The 17,111-nt window shown below is 61.4% G+C and carries 12 protein-coding genes; all 12 read right to left on the reverse strand.

The genetic code is table 11. The features are described from left to right. Nucleotides 1-189: 189 nt before the first annotated feature. Complete coding sequence (locus GYK42_RS17950) at nt 190-537, reverse strand: STAS domain-containing protein (protein ID WP_046683190.1); 348 nt, start codon at nt 535-537, stop codon at nt 190-192. 52 nt (nt 538-589) lie between these two features. Next, nucleotides 590-1,225: an MlaC/ttg2D family ABC transporter substrate-binding protein gene (locus GYK42_RS17955; RefSeq protein ID WP_034753816.1), complete on the reverse strand. Its 636-nt coding sequence runs from the start codon at nt 1,223-1,225 to the stop codon at nt 590-592. A 71-nt stretch (nt 1,226-1,296) separates the two neighbouring features. After that, nucleotides 1,297-2,178, reverse strand: coding sequence for an MlaA family lipoprotein (locus tag GYK42_RS17960; protein ID WP_166448592.1), 882 nt, complete (start codon nt 2,176-2,178; stop codon nt 1,297-1,299). After that, the gene (gene mlaD / locus GYK42_RS17965; protein ID WP_034753810.1) at nt 2,175-2,645 is read right to left on the reverse strand and encodes an outer membrane lipid asymmetry maintenance protein MlaD; all 471 of its coding nucleotides are present in this window, start codon (nt 2,643-2,645) and stop codon (nt 2,175-2,177) included. The genes GYK42_RS17960 and mlaD overlap by 4 nt, the downstream gene beginning before the upstream one ends. Before the next feature lie 80 nt (nt 2,646-2,725). Next, the gene (gene mlaE, locus GYK42_RS17970; protein ID WP_166448593.1) at nt 2,726-3,508 is read right to left on the reverse strand and encodes a lipid asymmetry maintenance ABC transporter permease subunit MlaE; all 783 of its coding nucleotides are present in this window, start codon (nt 3,506-3,508) and stop codon (nt 2,726-2,728) included. Beyond that, nucleotides 3,505-4,314: an ABC transporter ATP-binding protein gene (locus GYK42_RS17975; protein WP_034753922.1), complete on the reverse strand. Its 810-nt coding sequence runs from the start codon at nt 4,312-4,314 to the stop codon at nt 3,505-3,507. The genes mlaE and GYK42_RS17975 overlap by 4 nt, the downstream gene beginning before the upstream one ends. Before the next feature lie 261 nt (nt 4,315-4,575). Then, a complete protein-coding gene (locus tag GYK42_RS17980) occupies nt 4,576-6,039 on the reverse strand; it encodes a glutamate synthase small subunit (protein ID WP_166448594.1) in 1,464 nt (487 codons plus the stop codon). A 79-nt stretch (nt 6,040-6,118) separates the two neighbouring features. Beyond that, nucleotides 6,119-10,819: a glutamate synthase-related protein gene (locus GYK42_RS17985; RefSeq protein WP_166448595.1), complete on the reverse strand. Its 4,701-nt coding sequence runs from the start codon at nt 10,817-10,819 to the stop codon at nt 6,119-6,121. Nucleotides 10,820-11,013: 194 nt separating this feature from the next. Further along, nucleotides 11,014-11,721, reverse strand: a complete 708-nt coding sequence (locus tag GYK42_RS17990; RefSeq protein ID WP_166448596.1) for a transposase — start codon at nt 11,719-11,721, stop codon at nt 11,014-11,016. A gap of 156 nt (nt 11,722-11,877) precedes the next feature. Beyond that, nucleotides 11,878-12,558, reverse strand: coding sequence for a response regulator transcription factor (locus tag GYK42_RS17995; RefSeq protein ID WP_034753797.1), 681 nt, complete (start codon nt 12,556-12,558; stop codon nt 11,878-11,880). A 137-nt stretch (nt 12,559-12,695) separates the two neighbouring features. Then, the gene (locus GYK42_RS18000; RefSeq protein ID WP_166448597.1) at nt 12,696-13,823 is read right to left on the reverse strand and encodes a PAS domain-containing sensor histidine kinase; all 1,128 of its coding nucleotides are present in this window, start codon (nt 13,821-13,823) and stop codon (nt 12,696-12,698) included. Between the two features lie 49 nt (nt 13,824-13,872). After that, nucleotides 13,873-16,977: a DEAD/DEAH box helicase gene (locus GYK42_RS18005; RefSeq protein ID WP_166448598.1), complete on the reverse strand. Its 3,105-nt coding sequence runs from the start codon at nt 16,975-16,977 to the stop codon at nt 13,873-13,875. Between the last annotated feature and the right edge of the window lie 134 nt (nt 16,978-17,111).

The following is a 17,111-nucleotide window of genomic DNA, read 5'->3' on the forward strand; positions in this document are numbered from 1 at the left end:
GTCTGGTGTGATGCGCCAGTTGCCGGAGACATCCAGGCCGGCAGGCCGGTGCAGGGCGCCACCTTCAGGCGAGGACGGCGCAACAGTCAATTATAGTTGGAAAATTCGTGGAACACTTGGAGATCAATCCGGCGACGCTGCTGGCCTGCCGGCTTGAAAGCTACTGCTGATGCGGGGAGTGGGACAGGATCAATGATGATGCAGGTCGGACGGGCTGCGTTCGGCGTGGCCGCCGGCGCTGCCGCAGTCGTCGGCGCTCAAGGTGCTCGAGACGAGCGAGCAGACGCCATACAGCTTGGTGAGGTTTTTCAGGTTGTTCGGCAGGTTTTTCAGCTCCAGCACGGCGCCGGCATCCTGCGCGGCGCGCTGCCACGTCAGCATGACGGAAACGGCGGCCGAATCGACGGCCTTGACGTTGCGCAAGTCGAACTTCGTCTGACCCGAGCGGATGGCGTCCAGACCCTGCTCCAATGCCGAAGTGGCATTGTGCACGGTCAGGGAAGTCAGGGACTGCAAGGTGTCGAGAGAGTCGGGCATGGCGTCGGGCTGCGCTGGTCTGGAGCTGGGTCAGGAGCTATATGATAGCCGATTATTTGGCTTTGGCAGCGGGACGGCTGGCCAGGGCCTTGTTTTTTGCCTGCAAGGTCTTGATCAGGCCATCGATGCCGCCCTTGCTGATCTCGCTGGCAAAGCTGCTTTTGTACGTTTCCACCAGCCACGCGCCCAGCACGTTGATGTCATAGATCTTCCAGCCGGACGGGGTTTTCGCCACGCGGTAGTTCAGGGGCACGGGTTCGCCGCGCGCCACGTTCACCTGCGAACGCACTTCCACTTCCGTGTCGGCCGGGTCGGCGCGCAGCGGCTTGAATTCCACCGTTTCGTTCTTGATCTGCGACAGGGCGCCCGAGTACGTGTAAATCAGCAGGGTACGGAATTCCGCAGCCAGTTGCTTTTGCTGGTCAGGCGTGGCGTCGCGCCAGTGGCGGCCGGCTGCCAGCGACGTCATGCGCTGGAAATCCACATACGGCAAGATCTTGCTTTCCACCAGTTCGGTGACGCGCTTGATGTCGCCAGCCTGGATGGCCTTGTCGGCCTTGGCCGTGTCGATCACGTCCTGGCTGATGCGTTTGACCAGGACGTCCGGCGCTTCGACAGCTGGGGCGGCCTGGGCGGCGGTGGCAAAGGCGATGGTGGCCATCGCCAGCAGTTGTTTCATCAATTTCATGGTTTTACCTTTCATGGTGTTGCTATGCACCGGCTGGCGTTGATCGCAGCCGTGGTGTTCTTGCGTCCAGTTTACTCCTGCGGCTTTGCCTCGGAAGCAACGGTATTGCTACCAGATGTTACGAGATCCGCAGGCGCCAGCACGGCGGCGGCCGTTGCCGCAGGCGCGTCATTGGCAGGCTGCGGTTTTGCCTCGTACTCCGGCTCGTAATCGCTGGTGTCGTTTTTTGGCACCTTGCGGTCGCGGCGGTCCGTATCGCCATCGAAAACCTTGCTTTCGCGCGCCTGCAGGAAGCCGTCGCGGATGAATTCATAACGGTCCAGCGCGGCCGCTTCCATCAAATTGGTCGCGTCGAGCAGCGCGGCGCGCTTGTCGACCACGCGCGTCACCGTACCGATATTGCGCACATTGACCGGATCCTTGTAGCGCCATGGGTCGCCCGCGATATCGAGCGGCAGGGCCGCCGTGTCGCGCACGGTCGATGGACCCAGCAGCGGCAGCATCACGTACGGACCCGACTGGACGCCATACCAGCCCAACGTCTGGCCAAAGTCTTCGTTATGCTTCGGAATGCCAGCCTGCGAGGCGATGTCGAGCAGGCCAAGGAGTCCGAAAGTCGAGTTCATGCTGACGCGCACGACGTCTTGCAAGCCCGCTTCACCCTTGCCTTGCAGCAAGTTGTTCACGGCGCTCCACACATCGGACAAGTTACCGAAGAAGTTGCCCACGCCCGTTTGCACGAACGATGGCGTCACCTTCTTGTAGGCCGTGGCGACTGGCTTCAAGGCCACCTGGTCGACGGTGTCGTTGAACTTGAACATCGCGCGGTTATACCCTTCCAGCGGGTCGCGCGGATTGGTGCCGGTGGCGCAAGCGCTCACGCTGGCGGCGATGGCCAGGGCCAGGCCGATACGCGCCAGGCTGCCTTGGGATTGTTTGGTCGACTCGCTCATTTGCTGTCCTTTCCTTCCGCTGCCTTGCTGTAGATGAACTGATTGATCAGGTCTTCCAGCACTGTGGCCGATTGAGTACGGGCGATCTTGTCGCCCTCTGCCAGGTTCGCCAGATCGCCGCCTGCTTCCAGGCCGATATATTGCTCACCCAGCAAACCGGCCGTCAAAATCTTGGCCGAGCTGTCTTTCGGAAATTTGTAGCCATCTTCGATGTCGAGTTTCACCAGCGCCTGGTAAGTCTTGTCGTCAAAGACGATTTCCGAGACCCGACCCACCACCACGCCAGCGCCCTTGACGGGCGCCTGCGGCTTGAGGCCGCCAATATTGTCGAACTTGGCACTAATGGTATACGTCTTGCTGAAAGACAGCGAGCTCATATTGCCGGCCTTGAGCGCCAGAAACATCAATGCCGCCACACCCAGCAAGACAAACAAGCCGACCCAGACATCCAAAGATTTACGTTGCATAAACAATCCTAAATAATTTTTACTTGCCGCCACCTGCGCAGAACACTGCCCAGGCTGATAATTTTTTCGCCTATGGGCAATTATTTGCTAAACATCAACGCCGTCATCATGAAATCGAGCCACCACACCATCAACGACGAAATGACCACCGTGCGCGTGGTGGCGCCGGACACGTCTTCCGGCGTCGGCTGTGCCTGGTACCCTTGGAACAGCGCGATGAAGGTCACCGCGATGCCGAACACCAGGCTCTTGATGGTGCCGTTGCCCACTTCTTTCCAGACATCTACGCCGCCTTGCATCTGCGACCAGAACGAACCTTCATCGACACCGATCAGCACCACGCCGACCAGGTAGCTGCCGACGATGCCGACGGCCGTGAAGATCGCGCCCAGAATCGGCATGGCGATCACGCCGGCCCAGAAACGGGGCGCCAGCACGCGCTGGATCGGGTTCACGGCCATCATTTCCATGGCCGACAATTGCTCGCCCGCCTTCATCAGGCCGATTTCCGCCGTCAGCGACGTACCGGCACGGCCGGCGAACAGCAGCGCCGTGACGACGGGGCCCAGTTCGCGCGTCAGGGACAGCGCCACCAGCAAGCCCAGCGACTGCTCGGCGCCATACGTGGTCAAGGTGTAATAGCCTTGCAAACCCAGCACCATGCCGACGAACAGGCCGGAGACGGCGGTAATCACCAGCGAGCGGTTACCGATAAAAAACAGTTGCTCAATCACCAGGCGCGGACGGCGCCACAGGCCGCCCGACGAGGCGATGATGATAAAAAACGAACGCACGGCAAAGCCGAGGTCTTGTACCGAACGACGCAACCACGCTCCGATCGACGTCAGGAAACGCGCGATCATCGGCCGCCCCCCGCCTGCAGACCCAGGTCGTCGGCCAGCGACTTGCCCGGATAATGGAAGGGCACGGGGCCATCGGCCTCGGCATTGACGAACTGCTTGACGTACGGATGCGTCGACACGGCCATCTCGGCCGGCGTGCCGTGCGCCACGATCTTGCCCGATGACAGAAAATAGACGTAATCAGCGATGGCGAAACACTCCTTCACATCGTGCGATACCAGGATAGACGTGGAGCCCAGCGCATCGTTCAAATTGCGGATCAAATTGGCCGTCACGCCCATGGAAATCGGGTCCAGGCCGGCGAATGGCTCGTCGTACATGATCAGTTCGGGGTCGAGTGCGATGGCGCGCGCCAGAGCGACGCGGCGGCCCATGCCGCCCGAGATTTCGGCCGGCTTCAATTGCGCCGCATTGCGCAAGCCCACGGCGTGCAGCTTCATCAGCACCAAGGTGCGGATCAGCTCTTCATTCAAATCTGTGTGTTCGCGCAGGGGGAACGCCACGTTCTCGAACGCCGTCAAGTCCGTAAACAGTGCGCCGTGCTGGAACAGCATGCCCATCTTGCGGCGCAGCTGGTATAACTCGTCGGTCCCCAGCGTATGCACGATCTGGCCGTCCACATTCACGGAACCGGAACTGGGGCGCAGCTGCCCGCCGATCAGGCGCAGTACGGTCGTCTTGCCACTGCCGGAGCCACCCATGACGGCCACAACTTTTCCACGTGGGAAATCCATTTGAAGGCCCGATAAAATCGAACGTTCTCCATAGGCAAAGTGTAAATCACGGATCTCAACAAGATTTGGCACGACGAAGCTCACTATTTTAATGGCGTATTGTAGTGCAGAAACGCCAACCTCTGCTGAGACACCCCTTGGGACAGCCCCGGAAAGGGGAAGAATACAACACTAATGAATCGAAAGTCAGATATTGTAGTGGAAATTCGGCCGCCACATCGCGTCCCTGCCCGATGGCATGCATGGCTGTTGACTTGATAACTAAAAATAACAAGGGCCACGTCGCGATCCGCGCCGTGGCCCTGTCAAAAAAACGAACAATTGCTCGTTTTTTTAGCGCGGCAGCAGCGATGCGCCCATCAGGAACTCATCGACGGCGCGCGCGCATTGGCGCCCTTCGCGAATGGCCCAGACCACCAGCGACTGGCCACGGCGCATGTCGCCGGCGGCAAACACCTTGGCCACCGACGTCTGGTAGCAGCCGGCGCCATCCGTTGTCGCCTTGACATTGCCGCGCGCATCCGTATCGACGCCGAACGCTTGCAGCACTTGTTGTACTGGTGAAACAAAGCCCATGGCCAGGAAGACCAGATCCGCCTTCATCTCGAATTCCGAGTTCGGCACTTCGCTCATCTTGCCGTCTTTCCACTCGACTCTGCAGGCGATCAGCTTTTCCACTTTGCCACCCTTGCCTTCGAAACGCTTGGTGGCCACGGCCCAGTCGCGCTCGCAGCCTTCTTCGTGCGAGGACGAAGTGCGCAGCTTGGTCGGCCAGTACGGCCAGACGAGCGGCTTGTTTTCCTGTTCCGGCGGCTGCGGCATCAATTCGAACTGGGCCACCGAGGCGGCGCCATGGCGGTTCGACGTGCCGACGCAGTCGGAACCCGTGTCGCCGCCGCCGATCACCACCACGTGCTTGCCCGTGGCCTTGATCTGGTCCTTGAGCTTGTCGCCCGCGTTGACCTTGTTTTGCAGCGGCAGGAAATCCATGGCGAAGTGCACGCCTTTCAGCTCGCGGCCCGGCACGGGCAAGTCGCGCGGCTGCTCGGCGCCGCCGGCCATGATGACGGCGTCGAATTCTTTTTCCAGGTCTTCCGGGAAAATGGTTTCCTTGGCCCAGTTATTCACGTGGGCCGGGAAATCCTTGCCGACCAGCACGCTGGTGCGGAAGACCACGCCTTCGGCTTCCATCTGTTTCACGCGCAGGTCGATGTGCGACTTTTCCATCTTGAAGTCGGGAATGCCGTAACGCAGCAAGCCACCGACCCGGTCGCTCTTTTCAAACACGGTGACGGCATGGCCGGCGCGTGCCAGCTGCTGCGCCGCCGCCAGGCCGGCGGGGCCGGAACCGACGATGGCCACTTTCTTGCCTGTGCTGAATCCCGCTGGCTGCGGCGTGACCCAGCCGTGCTCCCAGCCCATGTCGATGATTTTATGCTCGATCGACTTGATGCCGACCGGATCTTCGTGAATACCCAAGGTACAGGCCGATTCGCATGGCGCCGGGCAGATGCGGCCCGTAAATTCCGGGAAGTTATTCGTCGAATGCAAGACGTCGAGCGCTTCGCGGTAGTTACCGCGGTACACCAGGTCATTCCAGTCGGGAATGATGTTATTCACGGGACAACCCGTGGTGCAGAAGGGAATGCCGCAATCCATGCAGCGTGCGCCTTGCACGGTCGCTTGCGCGTCCGACAGGTGCAAGACGAATTCCTTGTAGTTCTTCAGGCGCGCGGCAGGCTCCAGATAGTGTTCGTCCTGGCGCTTGAATTCCATGAAGCCGGTAATTTTACCCACGATAGTTCCTTTGTATTTGGCTGGCGGGGAGCGGCCGGGCCGCTCCCTGGTCATTCATTTGGCAATGAGCTTGGCTGGCTCAGGCGGCGACGGCTTGGACTTCCATGGCGGCGTCAGCTGCCATTTCAATCAGCGCGCGCTTGTATTCGTTCGGGAAGACTTTCACGAACTTGCCGCGCGCCGCCGCCCAGTCGTCGAGCAGGACGCGGGCGCGGGTGCTGCCCGTGTGCTTGAAATGACGCTCGATCAGGCGCTTGAGGATGACCTCGTCCGCTTCCGGCACGCCATCGCGGTGCTGCGTATGCCAGGCATCGCGGTCGACATGCTGTTCCGCTGCCGACACGACCTTGTCCAGGCTGACCATGGCCGTGTTGCACTTGCTGGCAAAGTCGCCGGCCGGGTCATACACATAGGCGATGCCGCCCGACATGCCGGCCGCAAAGTTGCGTCCCGTATTGCCCAGTACCACGACCGTGCCGCCCGTCATGTATTCGCAGCCATGGTCGCCCAGGCCCTCGACCACTGTGGTGGCGCCCGAGTTGCGCACGGCAAAGCGTTCGCCTGCCACGCCATTGAAGAAGGCTTCGCCGGCAATGGCGCCGTACAGCACCGTGTTACCGATGATGATGTTGTCCACGGCCCAGCCACGGAACTCGGTATTGGGCCGCACGATGATGCGCCCGCCCGACAAGCCCTTGCCCACGTAATCGTTACCCTCACCCACCAGGTCGATCGTGATGCCGTGCGCCAGGAAGGCGCAGGCCGACTGGCCCGCCGTGCCTTGCAACTGGATGTGGATGGTGTCGTCCGGCAAGCCGGCATGACCGTATTTCTTCGCCACTTCGCCGGACAGCATGGTGCCCACCGTGCGGTTCAAGTTGCGTACGGGCGAGATGAATGAGACGCGCTCGCCCTTTTCCAGCGCCGCGCGCGCTTGCGCGATCAGCTTGTGGTCCAGTGCTTTCTCAAGCGCATGGTCCTGGAACTCCACGTGGCGGCAGGCTTGGCCGCTTGGCGTTTCCGGCTTGTGGAAGATGGCCGAGAAGTCCAGGCCCTGCGCCTTCCAGTGCGAAATCGCCTTCGATTTGTCCAGCAAGTCGACACGGCCGATCAGCTCGTCATACGTGCGGATGCCCAGCTGCGCCATCAATTGACGGGCTTCTTCCGCAACGAAGAAGAAGTAATTGACGACATACTCGGGCTTGCCCGAGAACTTGGCGCGCAGCACCGGATCTTGCGTGGCCACGCCCACCGGACAGGTGTTCAAGTGGCATTTGCGCATCATGATGCAGCCTTCGACCACCAGCGGCGCCGTGGCGAAACCGATCTCGTCGGCACCCAGCAGGGCGGCGATGACCACGTCGCGGCCCGTCTTCATCTGGCCGTCGGCCTGCACGCGGATGCGGCTGCGCAAGCCGTTCAGCACCAAGGTTTGTTGCGTTTCGGCCAGGCCCAGTTCCCACGGCGTACCCGCATGTTTCACGGACGACAATGGGGAGGCGCCCGTGCCGCCGTCATGGCCGGCAACGACCACGTGGTCGGCTTTCGCCTTGGTGACGCCGGCGGCCACCGTGCCGATGCCCACTTCCGACACCAGTTTCACGGAAATCGACGCGCGCGGATTGGCGTTCTTCAAGTCATGGATCAGCTGCGCCAGATCTTCGATCGAGTAGATATCGTGGTGCGGCGGCGGCGAAATCAGGCCCACGCCCGGCACGGAGAAGCGCAGACTGGCGATGTATTCCGACACTTTATGGCCAGGCAACTGGCCGCCTTCGCCCGGTTTCGCGCCTTGCGCCATCTTGATCTGGATCTGGTCGGCCGAGTTCAGGTAGGCGGCCGTGACGCCGAAACGTCCCGACGCCACCTGCTTGATGCGCGAGCGCATGGAATCGCCTTCCTGCAGCGGAATATCGACGACGATCTGCTCGGCGCCCACGATGGACGCCATGGTGTCGCCCTGGCGGATCGGGATGCCCTTCAATTCCTGCGTGTAGCGGTTCGGATCTTCGCCGCCTTCGCCCGTGTTCGACTTGCCGCCGATACGGTTCATGGCGACCGCAAGCGTTGCGTGCGCTTCCGTGCTGATCGAACCGAGCGACATGGCGCCCGTGGCGAAGCGCTTGACGATTTCCTTGGCCGGTTCCACTTCATCGAGCGGGATGGCCTTGGTCGGGTCGAGCTTGAACTCGAACAGGCCGCGCAAGGTCAGGTGGCGACGGCTCTGGTCGTTGATGATTTGCGCGTACTCTTTATAGCTGGAGAAATTGTTGCTGCGTGTGGAATGCTGCAGCTTGGCAATCGCGTCCGGCGTCCACATGTGGTCTTCGCCGCGTACGCGGAATGCGTACTCGCCGCCCGCGTCGAGCTTGTCGGACAGCACGGGATCGTTGCCGAAGGCCAGCGCGTGCAGGCGCAGCGCTTCTTCCGCCACTTCAAACACGCCGATGCCTTCCACGTTCGAGGCCGTGCCCTTGAAGTATTTGTCGACCAGCGACTTGTTCAGGCCGATGGCTTCGAAGATTTGCGCGCCGCAATAGGACATGTAGGTCGAAATACCCATCTTCGACATGACCTTCATCAAGCCCTTGCCAACAGCCTTGGTGTAGTTATAGATGGCTTTGTCGCCCGACAAGTCGCCCGGCAAGCCATGCGCCATGTCGGCCAGGGTTTCCATGGCCAGATACGGGTGGACGGCTTCCGCGCCATAGCCAGCAAGCAAGGCGAAGTGGTGGGTTTCACGGGCCGAGCCCGTTTCCACGACGAGGCCCGTGGACGCGCGCAAGCCCTTGCTCACCAGGTGCTGGTGCACGGTGGAGGTGGCCAGCAGAGCAGGGATCGCCACCTGGTCGGCGCAAATGGCGCGGTCCGAGACGATCAGGATGTTGTGGCCGGATTTGACGGCGTCGACGGCTTCCGCGCACAGCGAGGCCAGGCATGCTTCCACGCCTTCCTTGCCCCAGGCCAGCGGGTAGCAGATGTCGAGTTCATACGACTTGAACTTGCCACCCGTGTGGGCGCTGATGTTGCGCAGACGCGCCATGTCGTCAAAGCCCAGCACGGGCTGCGCCACTTCCAGGCGCATCGGCGGGTTGACGTTGTTGGTATCGAGCAAGTTCGGTTTCGGGCCGATGAACGACACCAGGGACATCACCATCGCTTCGCGGATGGGATCGATCGGCGGGTTCGTCACTTGCGCGAACAGCTGCTTGAAGTAGTTATACAAAGGCTTCAATTTGTTCGACATGACGGCCAGCGGCGAGTCATTGCCCATCGAGCCCGTCGCTTCTTCGCCGGCCAGTGCCATCGGCGCCATGAGGAATTTCAAGTCTTCCTGCGTGTAGCCGAACGCCTGCTGGCGGTCCAGCAACGATGGCTGGGCTTTTTCGCCCTGCGCGCGGTCTTGTTTCGCTTGGCCTTCGGCCAGCTTGATCTCGTCGAGCTTGATGCGCACCGAATTGATCCACGCTTTATAGGGCTTGGCGTTGGCGTAGGTGTTTTTCAATTCCTGGTCGTCGATGATGCGGCCCGCTTCCAGGTCGATCAGGAACATTTTGCCAGGCTGCAAACGCCATTTCTGGATGATCTTCGACTCGGGAATCGGCAGCACGCCCGATTCCGACGCCATCACCACCAGGTCGTCGTCCGTGACGATGTAGCGGGCCGGACGCAAGCCGTTGCGGTCCAGGGTGCCGCCGATGTGGCGGCCATCCGTGAACGCCATGGCGGCGGGACCGTCCCACGGTTCCATCATGGCAGCGTGGTATTCATAGAAGGCGCGGCGGTTGTCATCCATCGTCGTGTGGTTTTCCCACGCTTCCGGAATCATCATCATCATCGCCTGGGCGATCGGGTAGCCGGCCATCAACAGCAGTTCCAGCGCATTGTCGAAGCACGCCGTGTCGGACTGGCCTTCATAGATCAGGGGGAACAGCTTTTGCAGGTCGTCGCCCAGTACGGCCGACTTCATCACGCCTTCGCGCGCGCGCATCCAGTTGAAGTTGCCTTTGACGGTGTTGATCTCGCCGTTATGGGCGATCAAACGGTAGGGGTGGGCCAGCGGCCATTCCGGGAAAGTATTCGTCGAGAAACGCTGGTGGACGAGGGCCAGGGCCGAGATGCAGCGCGCATCCTGCAAGTCCTTGTAGTACACGCCCACCTGGTCGGCCAGCAGCAAGCCCTTGTACACAATAGTACGGGCCGACATCGACGGCACGAAGAATTCCTTGCCGTGCAGCAGTTTTAAGGCCTGGATGGCGTGACCCGACGATTTGCGGATCACATACAGTTTGCGCTCGAGCGCGTCGGTAACCATGATGTCCGGGCCGCGGCCGATGAAAATCTGGCGGATGACGGGTTCCTTGGCGCGCACGGTGGGCGACATCGGCATGTCCGTATCGATAGGCACGTTGCGCCAGCCCAGCACGACTTGTCCCTCGATGCGCACGGCGCGTTCGATTTCCTGTTCGCATGCGATGCGCGACGCGTGTTCCTTCGGCAGGAAGACCATGCCCACGCCGTATTCGCCAGGCGGCGGCAATTCCACGCCCTGCTTGGCCATTTCTTCGCGGTAGTACTGGTCGGGAATCTGGATCAGGATGCCGGCGCCATCGCCCATCAGCGCATCGGCGCCCACGGCGCCCCGGTGATCGAGGTTTTTCAGTATCAGCAAACCCTGTTCGACGATCGAATGGGTCTTGTTGCCCTTGATATGGGCGACGAAACCGACGCCGCAGGCATCGTGTTCATTGGCTGGGTCGTACAGGCCTTGCGCTTTCATGGGCTTCTCCGCTGCATATGACTATCGAAAAACTAGAGTAGTGCAACGCAACAAAAAACTCAACCACAATAATTAGGGTCGGAGTCGAATTAAATTCGTTTCCGTCGCCCTGAAAATTTAATAGGGACATAGTCAAAGCGATTTCAATAAAACGTCAGAAAGGAATCATTTTTTGTTTTAAATGCGAATGGGTTTCAATTGGAGTCCGCTACGGCCACGATTTTGCGGGGACGGCCCCGCTTGGCAGGCAGCACTTGCCGCTGCATTTTCTGCTCCAGCGCCTGCTTGAACGGCTCGGAACCCAGCGGCCAGCCCTTCAATACAGCCTGTTCCACGGTGTTGACCTGGCTGCCGCCCAAGCCTTGCTCGAACAGGCGCAGATACGCCGCCTCGCGGTCGAACGGCGTGTTGCCGAGCGCCCAGTACAGCGCGTGGTCGGTGATGACGGGATCGGGTCGCACGCCGGCATGGTGGGCATAGCTGGACCACGCATGGTCGAGCGCCTGGGCTGCCACGCCCGTTTGCACGGGCACGCATTCCAGGTAGCGGCAGCACAGGAGGAAGAAATTGTCGGGATCGATGACGGAAGTTTTGTAGCGTCCCTGCCACAATGCCCCTTCGCGGCCGTATTTTTGGTTGAAATACGGCACGTAATAGCGTCCCAGCCACTGCATCAGCTGCCCCAGGCCCGTCGCATCGCTGGGCGTCGCCAACAAATGTAGCTGATCAGGCAATAAAACGTAGGCGTGAATGGCCACCTTGAACATTTTCGCGCCCGTTTTCAGCCAAGAGAGGAATTGAGCATAGTCGGCCGCGTCCTGGAACACCGGCTGGCGGTTGCTGCCGCGCTGGATCACGTAATGGGGCAGTGCGGGAATGATAAGACGGGGCAAACGGGCCATGGCAAGAGTCGGCAAATAAAGGCTAAGGCCTTGATTTTACACACTTGTGCGCACAAGACGCGACTCTGACCCCATTTTATTTTATATACTGAAAAAAACAGCTGACTCTGTCCCTTTTATTGCGCCAGCCACTTGCGGGCGGCGCAACACGGCAAATCAGGACAAATTAAAGCTGGCCGACAGGCTGTAGCCCTCGCCATACGCGCTGCGCAGCGGCAAGTCCTGGCCCAGGCCCGTCTTGGCTTTCTTGCGCAGGCGATACACGAGCATGTCGACCCGGCGGCCCGCATCGGGATCTTCGCCACCCATGCCGGCCACGATGACGTCGCGCGGCACGGGGCGGGTGTTGATGGTCAGCAGGTGCAGGAAGTTGAATTCCTTTTCCGTCAGTGCGATAACGGCGCCCATCAGCTCAAGTTGGCGAGCGCTTACCTTCAAGGTCCACTTGCCTGGTTCAGGCACGGGGTCTTGCGGCCCGACGCGGCGGTCGAGCGCCTCGATGTGGGCGGCCAGTTCGGGAAATTTGATCGGCTTGGTCAGATAGTGGTCGGCACCCAGGCGCAAGCCCAGGATGCGGCTGTCGAAGGCGACGCGCCCCGTCAGCACCAGCACGCCGATTTGCGGATACAGCTGGCGCATGCGGGGGATGACATTGAAGCCGTCCTCATCGGGCAAGCCCAGGTCCAGCACGACCACGCCGACATTGCCATGACTCAACGCCGTCCACATCCCGCCAGCGGAGCTGGTGATATGAACTTCGTGTTCGAGCTCAACGAGAAACTCCGCCATGTCTTCGGCGTAGTCCAGATTGTCTTCGACGATCAGTATTTTCGTCATTGCAACGCCATTCTTCCGTTAGTGAGCTACCGTGGGCAAACCATGCCATTCACTTCTGCACCATGATGGACGGCACAATAGGTTTACGTCAAGGAATTATCATGGTTGCCTTCAGCGGAAGCAAGGCTTTTCCTTGTCTAGCCTGGAAGCGGCAGCCAAATCCGGAAAACTGCCCCGCCTTCGGGCAGATTATGCCCCTGCAAGCTCCCACCATGCACGTCCACCACGGCGCGCGCCATGTACAGGCCCAGCCCGGCGCCCGGATGCGTAGCATGGCTTCCGCGGCTTCCCTTTTCGAACATGTGCACCAGTTCGTCTTCCCGCAAGCCGGACCCCGCATCGCGCACGCACAGCGCCACGCCGCCTTCGGGCACCAGCCTGGCCGACAAGGTAATGGCGCTGCCCGGCGGGCTGAACTTGACGGCGTTGTCGAGCAGTATCTTCAGGCACAGGGCCATGCCGGGCACGTCGCAGCGCAGCCGGGCCGGCAAGTCCTCGTCGAGTTCCAGCTGCACCGGGTGGCTGGCGGGCACGGTGGCGGCCGCCTGCTTCAGCAAGGCCAGCGGCGCGATGCCGTCGGCGGCCCGCTCGCGGCCGATGGCCGCCATGCGTTCGGGCGACAGATAATCGTCGATCATGGACAACAAGCGGTCGACGGCCGTCTGGATTTTCACGTAGCGCTTGCGCGTGGCCTCGTCCGCCTCGCTGGACGTCGAGACGAGGCGCTGGATGGCGCCGTCGATGGTGGCCAGCGGCGTGCGAAATTCATGCGACAGCATCGAGGCGAAGCGCTTTTGCTCCTTTTCCCGTCCCGCTTCCTGCGCCTGGGCCGCGCTGACGTCGCGCACCGTGCCCGCCAAGGTCACGCCCCGGCCAGCCGCCGCGGGCACGATGGTCGAGCTGATTTCCAGCGCCAGCTGGTGGCCGTCCGCATGCGGCAATTCCACTTCGCGCAGCAAGGTCAAACGGCTGGTGTCGCCGTCGCGCCAGCGCTGCAGCCGGGCCGGCACGTCTTGCGCCAGCTGTGCCGCATGTTCGCGCAAGGCAGGCAAATCATGGCCCGTCAGGCGCTGCGCGGCGGGACTGATGTAGAGCAATTCGAGGGTGGTGGCGTCGAGCAGGAAGGCCGCGTCGCGCCCGTGTTCGGCCAGCAGGCGGAACTGCGCTTCGCCCGCCCGCGCGCGCAGCAGGGCGCGGCGCAACTGGACGAAACGCAGCGCCATGAGGATGACGCCGGCAAGCAGCAGAAGGAGGAAGGGCAGCATGCGTTATACCTGGCAGGAGAGAATCGCCAAGTATAAGCGCGCGGCAGCGTTAATCTTCCAGCGGGGCGAAAATCTGCTGCAAATCTTCCTGCGTGAGGGCCATCTTCTGCGACTCGCCTTCGGCCAGGATCGATTGCGCCAGTTCCGATTTCTTTTGCTGCAGCAGCTGGATTTTTTCTTCCAGGGTGCCCTTCGCGATCAGCTTGTAGACGAACACGGGCTTGTCCTGGCCGATGCGCCAGGCACGGTCCGTGGCCTGGTTTTCCGCCGCCGGATTCCACCACGGATCGTAGTGGATGACCGTGTCGGCCGCCGTCAGGTTCAGGCCCACGCCGCCCGCTTTCAGGCTGATCAGGAAAATCGGCACGGCGCCCTGCTGGAAGGCCGCCACTTGCGCGCCCCGGTCCTTCGTTTCGCCTGTTAAAAGCGCGTACGGGATGTCGCGCGATTCGAGTTCTTCCTCGATCAACTCCAGCATGCTGGTAAATTGCGAGAAGACAAGGATCTTGCGCCCTTCGTCGAGCAAGTCTTCCACCATCTGCATCAGGTCGAGCAGCTTGGCCGAACCCGCCGACTGCTTCTTCGCAGGCAAGGATTTCACGAGACGCGGGTCGCAGCAGACTTGCCGCAATTTCAGCAGCGCTTCGAGAATGACAATCTGGCTGCGCGCGACGCCCTTCTTGTCGATTTCCTCGCGTACCTTTTGATCCATCGCCAGACGCACGGTTTCATACAGGTCGCGCTGCGGCCCCGTCAATTCCACCTTGCGCACCATTTCCGTCTTCGGTGGCAGCTCCTTGGCCACGTTGTCCTTCGTGCGGCGCAACAGGAAAGGCTTGATGCGGCGGTTCAGCAGCATGCGGCGCAGCGGGTCGTCCTGGCGCTCGATCGGATGACGGAACTGCGTATTGAACGTTTTCTCGTCGCCCAGCAAACCAGGCAGCAGGAAGTGGAATTGCGACCACAGTTCGCCCAAATGATTTTCCAGCGGCGTGCCGGACAAACACAGGCGGTGGCGCGCGCGCAGCAGGCCCGCGCTTTGCGCCGCCTTGCTGCGCGTATTCTTGATGTAATGCGATTCGTCGAGGATGACCAGGTGGAAATCGTGCTCGCGCAAGGTTTCCTCGTCGCGCGGCAACAGCGCGTAGGTGGTCAGCACCAGGTCGCATTGGTCGATCTGGTCGAATTGCTGGGCGCGGTCCTTGCCTTGCAGCAGCAGCACTTTCAGGGAAGGCGCGAACTTGGCCGCCTCGTCCTGCCAGTTGCCCATCAAACTCGTCGGTGCAATCACCAGGGCCGGATGCGTGAGACGGCCCGCTTCCTTTTCCACCAGGATATGCGCCAAGGTTTGCACGGTTTTACCCAGGCCCATGTCATCGGCCAGGATGCCGGCCAGATCATGGTCGCGCAGGAATTGCATCCACGCCAGGCCATCGGCCTGGTAATCGCGCAGGGTCGCTTGCAGGCCGGCTGGCGCCGCCACTTTTTGCACGGAGCCGAACTGGCTCAGCTTGCGACCCATGGCGCGCAGCTGCTCGCCGCCCGTCCACTGCATCTCCAGGCAGCGCGCCAGCTCTTCCAGGCGCGCCGCATCGAGGGTCGACATACGCACGGTATGTTTGATCTTGTCGCTGAAATACAGTTCGCCTAGAGTGTTGAGGATGGGGCGTACACGGCCCCACGGCAGGGCCACGCGCGTGCCGTCCGGCAAGGTTGCCAGCATCTGGTCGTCGTCCGCATGCGCTTCGATGACTTTCGGGTTGAAATCGTTGGGCGCATTGCGGATCAGCTGCACCAGCACAGGCAGCAGCGGCACTCTTTCGTGGTTGACGACGATGCCCAGTTCCAGCTCGAACCAGGCGTTGCCGCTGTCCGGGTCCTGGTCGTCGATTTCCGCGTACCAGTCGCCCACGTCGCTCACGTCGTAGCGGTACTTGGCCGTCTTTTCCACAATCCAGCCCTGCTCCAGCAAGGCGTCGATGCCGGACTCGGCAAAACGCAGCCATTCCGCCTGGGACGGCAGTTGCAAGGCGCCCTTCAAGCCGCTCAAGGGGGCCGAGCCCGGCTTCTTGAATTGCAGCTCGGCCAGGGTGGCCAGCGCGCGCGCTTCATCGGCCGTGTTTCTCTGGATGATTTCCGTCACCTCACCCACCTGCCGCACGACGCGCTGCGACGGGTCGAACGAGACGCGCTCGCCGTCGTAGTCGTAGGACAGCACGGCGAAATCGCTCCAGCGCTGGATGCTGCCATCGGCCAGCATGGCGCTATCGAGCAGCAAGACCGGTTGCGCGGGCACATCCTTGCGCAAGCGCTGCGGCAACGGTTGCGGCAGCGGCATCAAATGCTGCAAGCCTTGCGCCAGCAGCAGTTGCGACACGCGCACCTTGTCGTTCGCGTTCAACGGCGGCGCCTGCGCCACCAGCGCCTGCAAGTCGGCCAGGGAAATATCGGAGCCGCCCTGGTTCAGTTCCAGCACGCCGCACGACAGATTGTCGATGTACCACGGCGGATCGGTAGGTAGCATGTAGTCGATCTGGTCGGCGCCATGGTGCTTCGCGCCTTCCGGCGGGTCCACTTGCCAGCCCAGGCGCATGGTCTTGCCTTCGTCGCGCCAGAACAGGCGCGCGGGACGCACGGGGCCTTCCTTCAACGGGTACACGAGGCCATTGCCGACGTCGGCCCAGGAATTGGCCCACAACAATTTATCCTGCTCGGCCAGCATTTTCAGCAGGGCCGCGCCCACCTTGCCCTTCGGCTCCGTGGCGCTGCCCGTCTGCGAATTCTGCCCGCTGCGCATGGCCACGAAGAAACGCACGAGGTCTTCGTCGGCCGGCGTCAAAAACGTGGGCGGCGCCGACAGCAGGGAAAAGATTTCGCTGATGGGCGACGCCGCCGCCACGTCGCCATTTGGCCGCAGCCGCGCCTTGTACAGGCACAGGGCCACGTGGCGGCCGCCGCTGGTGGGCGCCAGCACGTAGATCAATCGATGCTGGTTGAGTTTGGGATCAGGCTCGGCAATCGTCAGCACGGCCTTCGGATGGGCGGCAGCCTCCACCCGCTGCAGCCAGGTGGCGACGGCATACGGCAAAGGCGCTCCCGGCGCGCTGGCCGGGGCAACTGGGGTTTCACTGGTTTCGTCGCGGGTAAAATCCATGGGGCGCATTTTTGTGTAAAGGTCGTATCCAAATCGGCAACAGGCAATATTATCCGCCATACAGCCGTTGCTGGCTTGATTCACACACGCTCTTTGAGCAGTTTTAATGCGCGATGCCTAAAAAATAAGTATTT

The sequence above is a fragment of the Janthinobacterium lividum genome (assembly GCF_011601275.1).
Lineage (GTDB): Bacteria > Pseudomonadota > Gammaproteobacteria > Burkholderiales > Burkholderiaceae_D > Janthinobacterium > Janthinobacterium lividum_E.

Excerpts from the sequence above, each read along its gene's own strand:
- GYK42_RS17950 (WP_046683190.1), bottom strand. The coding sequence starts at position 537 with ATGCCCGACTCTCTCGACACCTTGCAGTCCCTGACTTCCCTGACCGTG.
- GYK42_RS18000 (WP_166448597.1), bottom strand. The coding sequence starts at position 13,823 with ATGCTGCCCTTCCTCCTTCTGCTGCTTGCCGGCGTCATCCTCATGGCG.
- GYK42_RS17990 (WP_166448596.1), bottom strand. The coding sequence starts at position 11,721 with ATGGCCCGTTTGCCCCGTCTTATCATTCCCGCACTGCCCCATTACGTG.
- GYK42_RS17960 (WP_166448592.1), bottom strand. The coding sequence starts at position 2,178 with ATGAGCGAGTCGACCAAACAATCCCAAGGCAGCCTGGCGCGTATCGGC.
- GYK42_RS17995 (WP_034753797.1), bottom strand. The coding sequence starts at position 12,558 with ATGACGAAAATACTGATCGTCGAAGACAATCTGGACTACGCCGAAGAC.
- mlaD (WP_034753810.1), bottom strand. The coding sequence starts at position 2,645 with ATGCAACGTAAATCTTTGGATGTCTGGGTCGGCTTGTTTGTCTTGCTG.
- GYK42_RS18005 (WP_166448598.1), bottom strand. The coding sequence starts at position 16,977 with ATGGATTTTACCCGCGACGAAACCAGTGAAACCCCAGTTGCCCCGGCC.
- GYK42_RS17955 (WP_034753816.1), bottom strand. The coding sequence starts at position 1,225 with ATGAAATTGATGAAACAACTGCTGGCGATGGCCACCATCGCCTTTGCC.
- GYK42_RS17985 (WP_166448595.1), bottom strand. The coding sequence starts at position 10,819 with ATGAAAGCGCAAGGCCTGTACGACCCAGCCAATGAACACGATGCCTGC.
- mlaE (WP_166448593.1), bottom strand. The coding sequence starts at position 3,508 with ATGATCGCGCGTTTCCTGACGTCGATCGGAGCGTGGTTGCGTCGTTCG.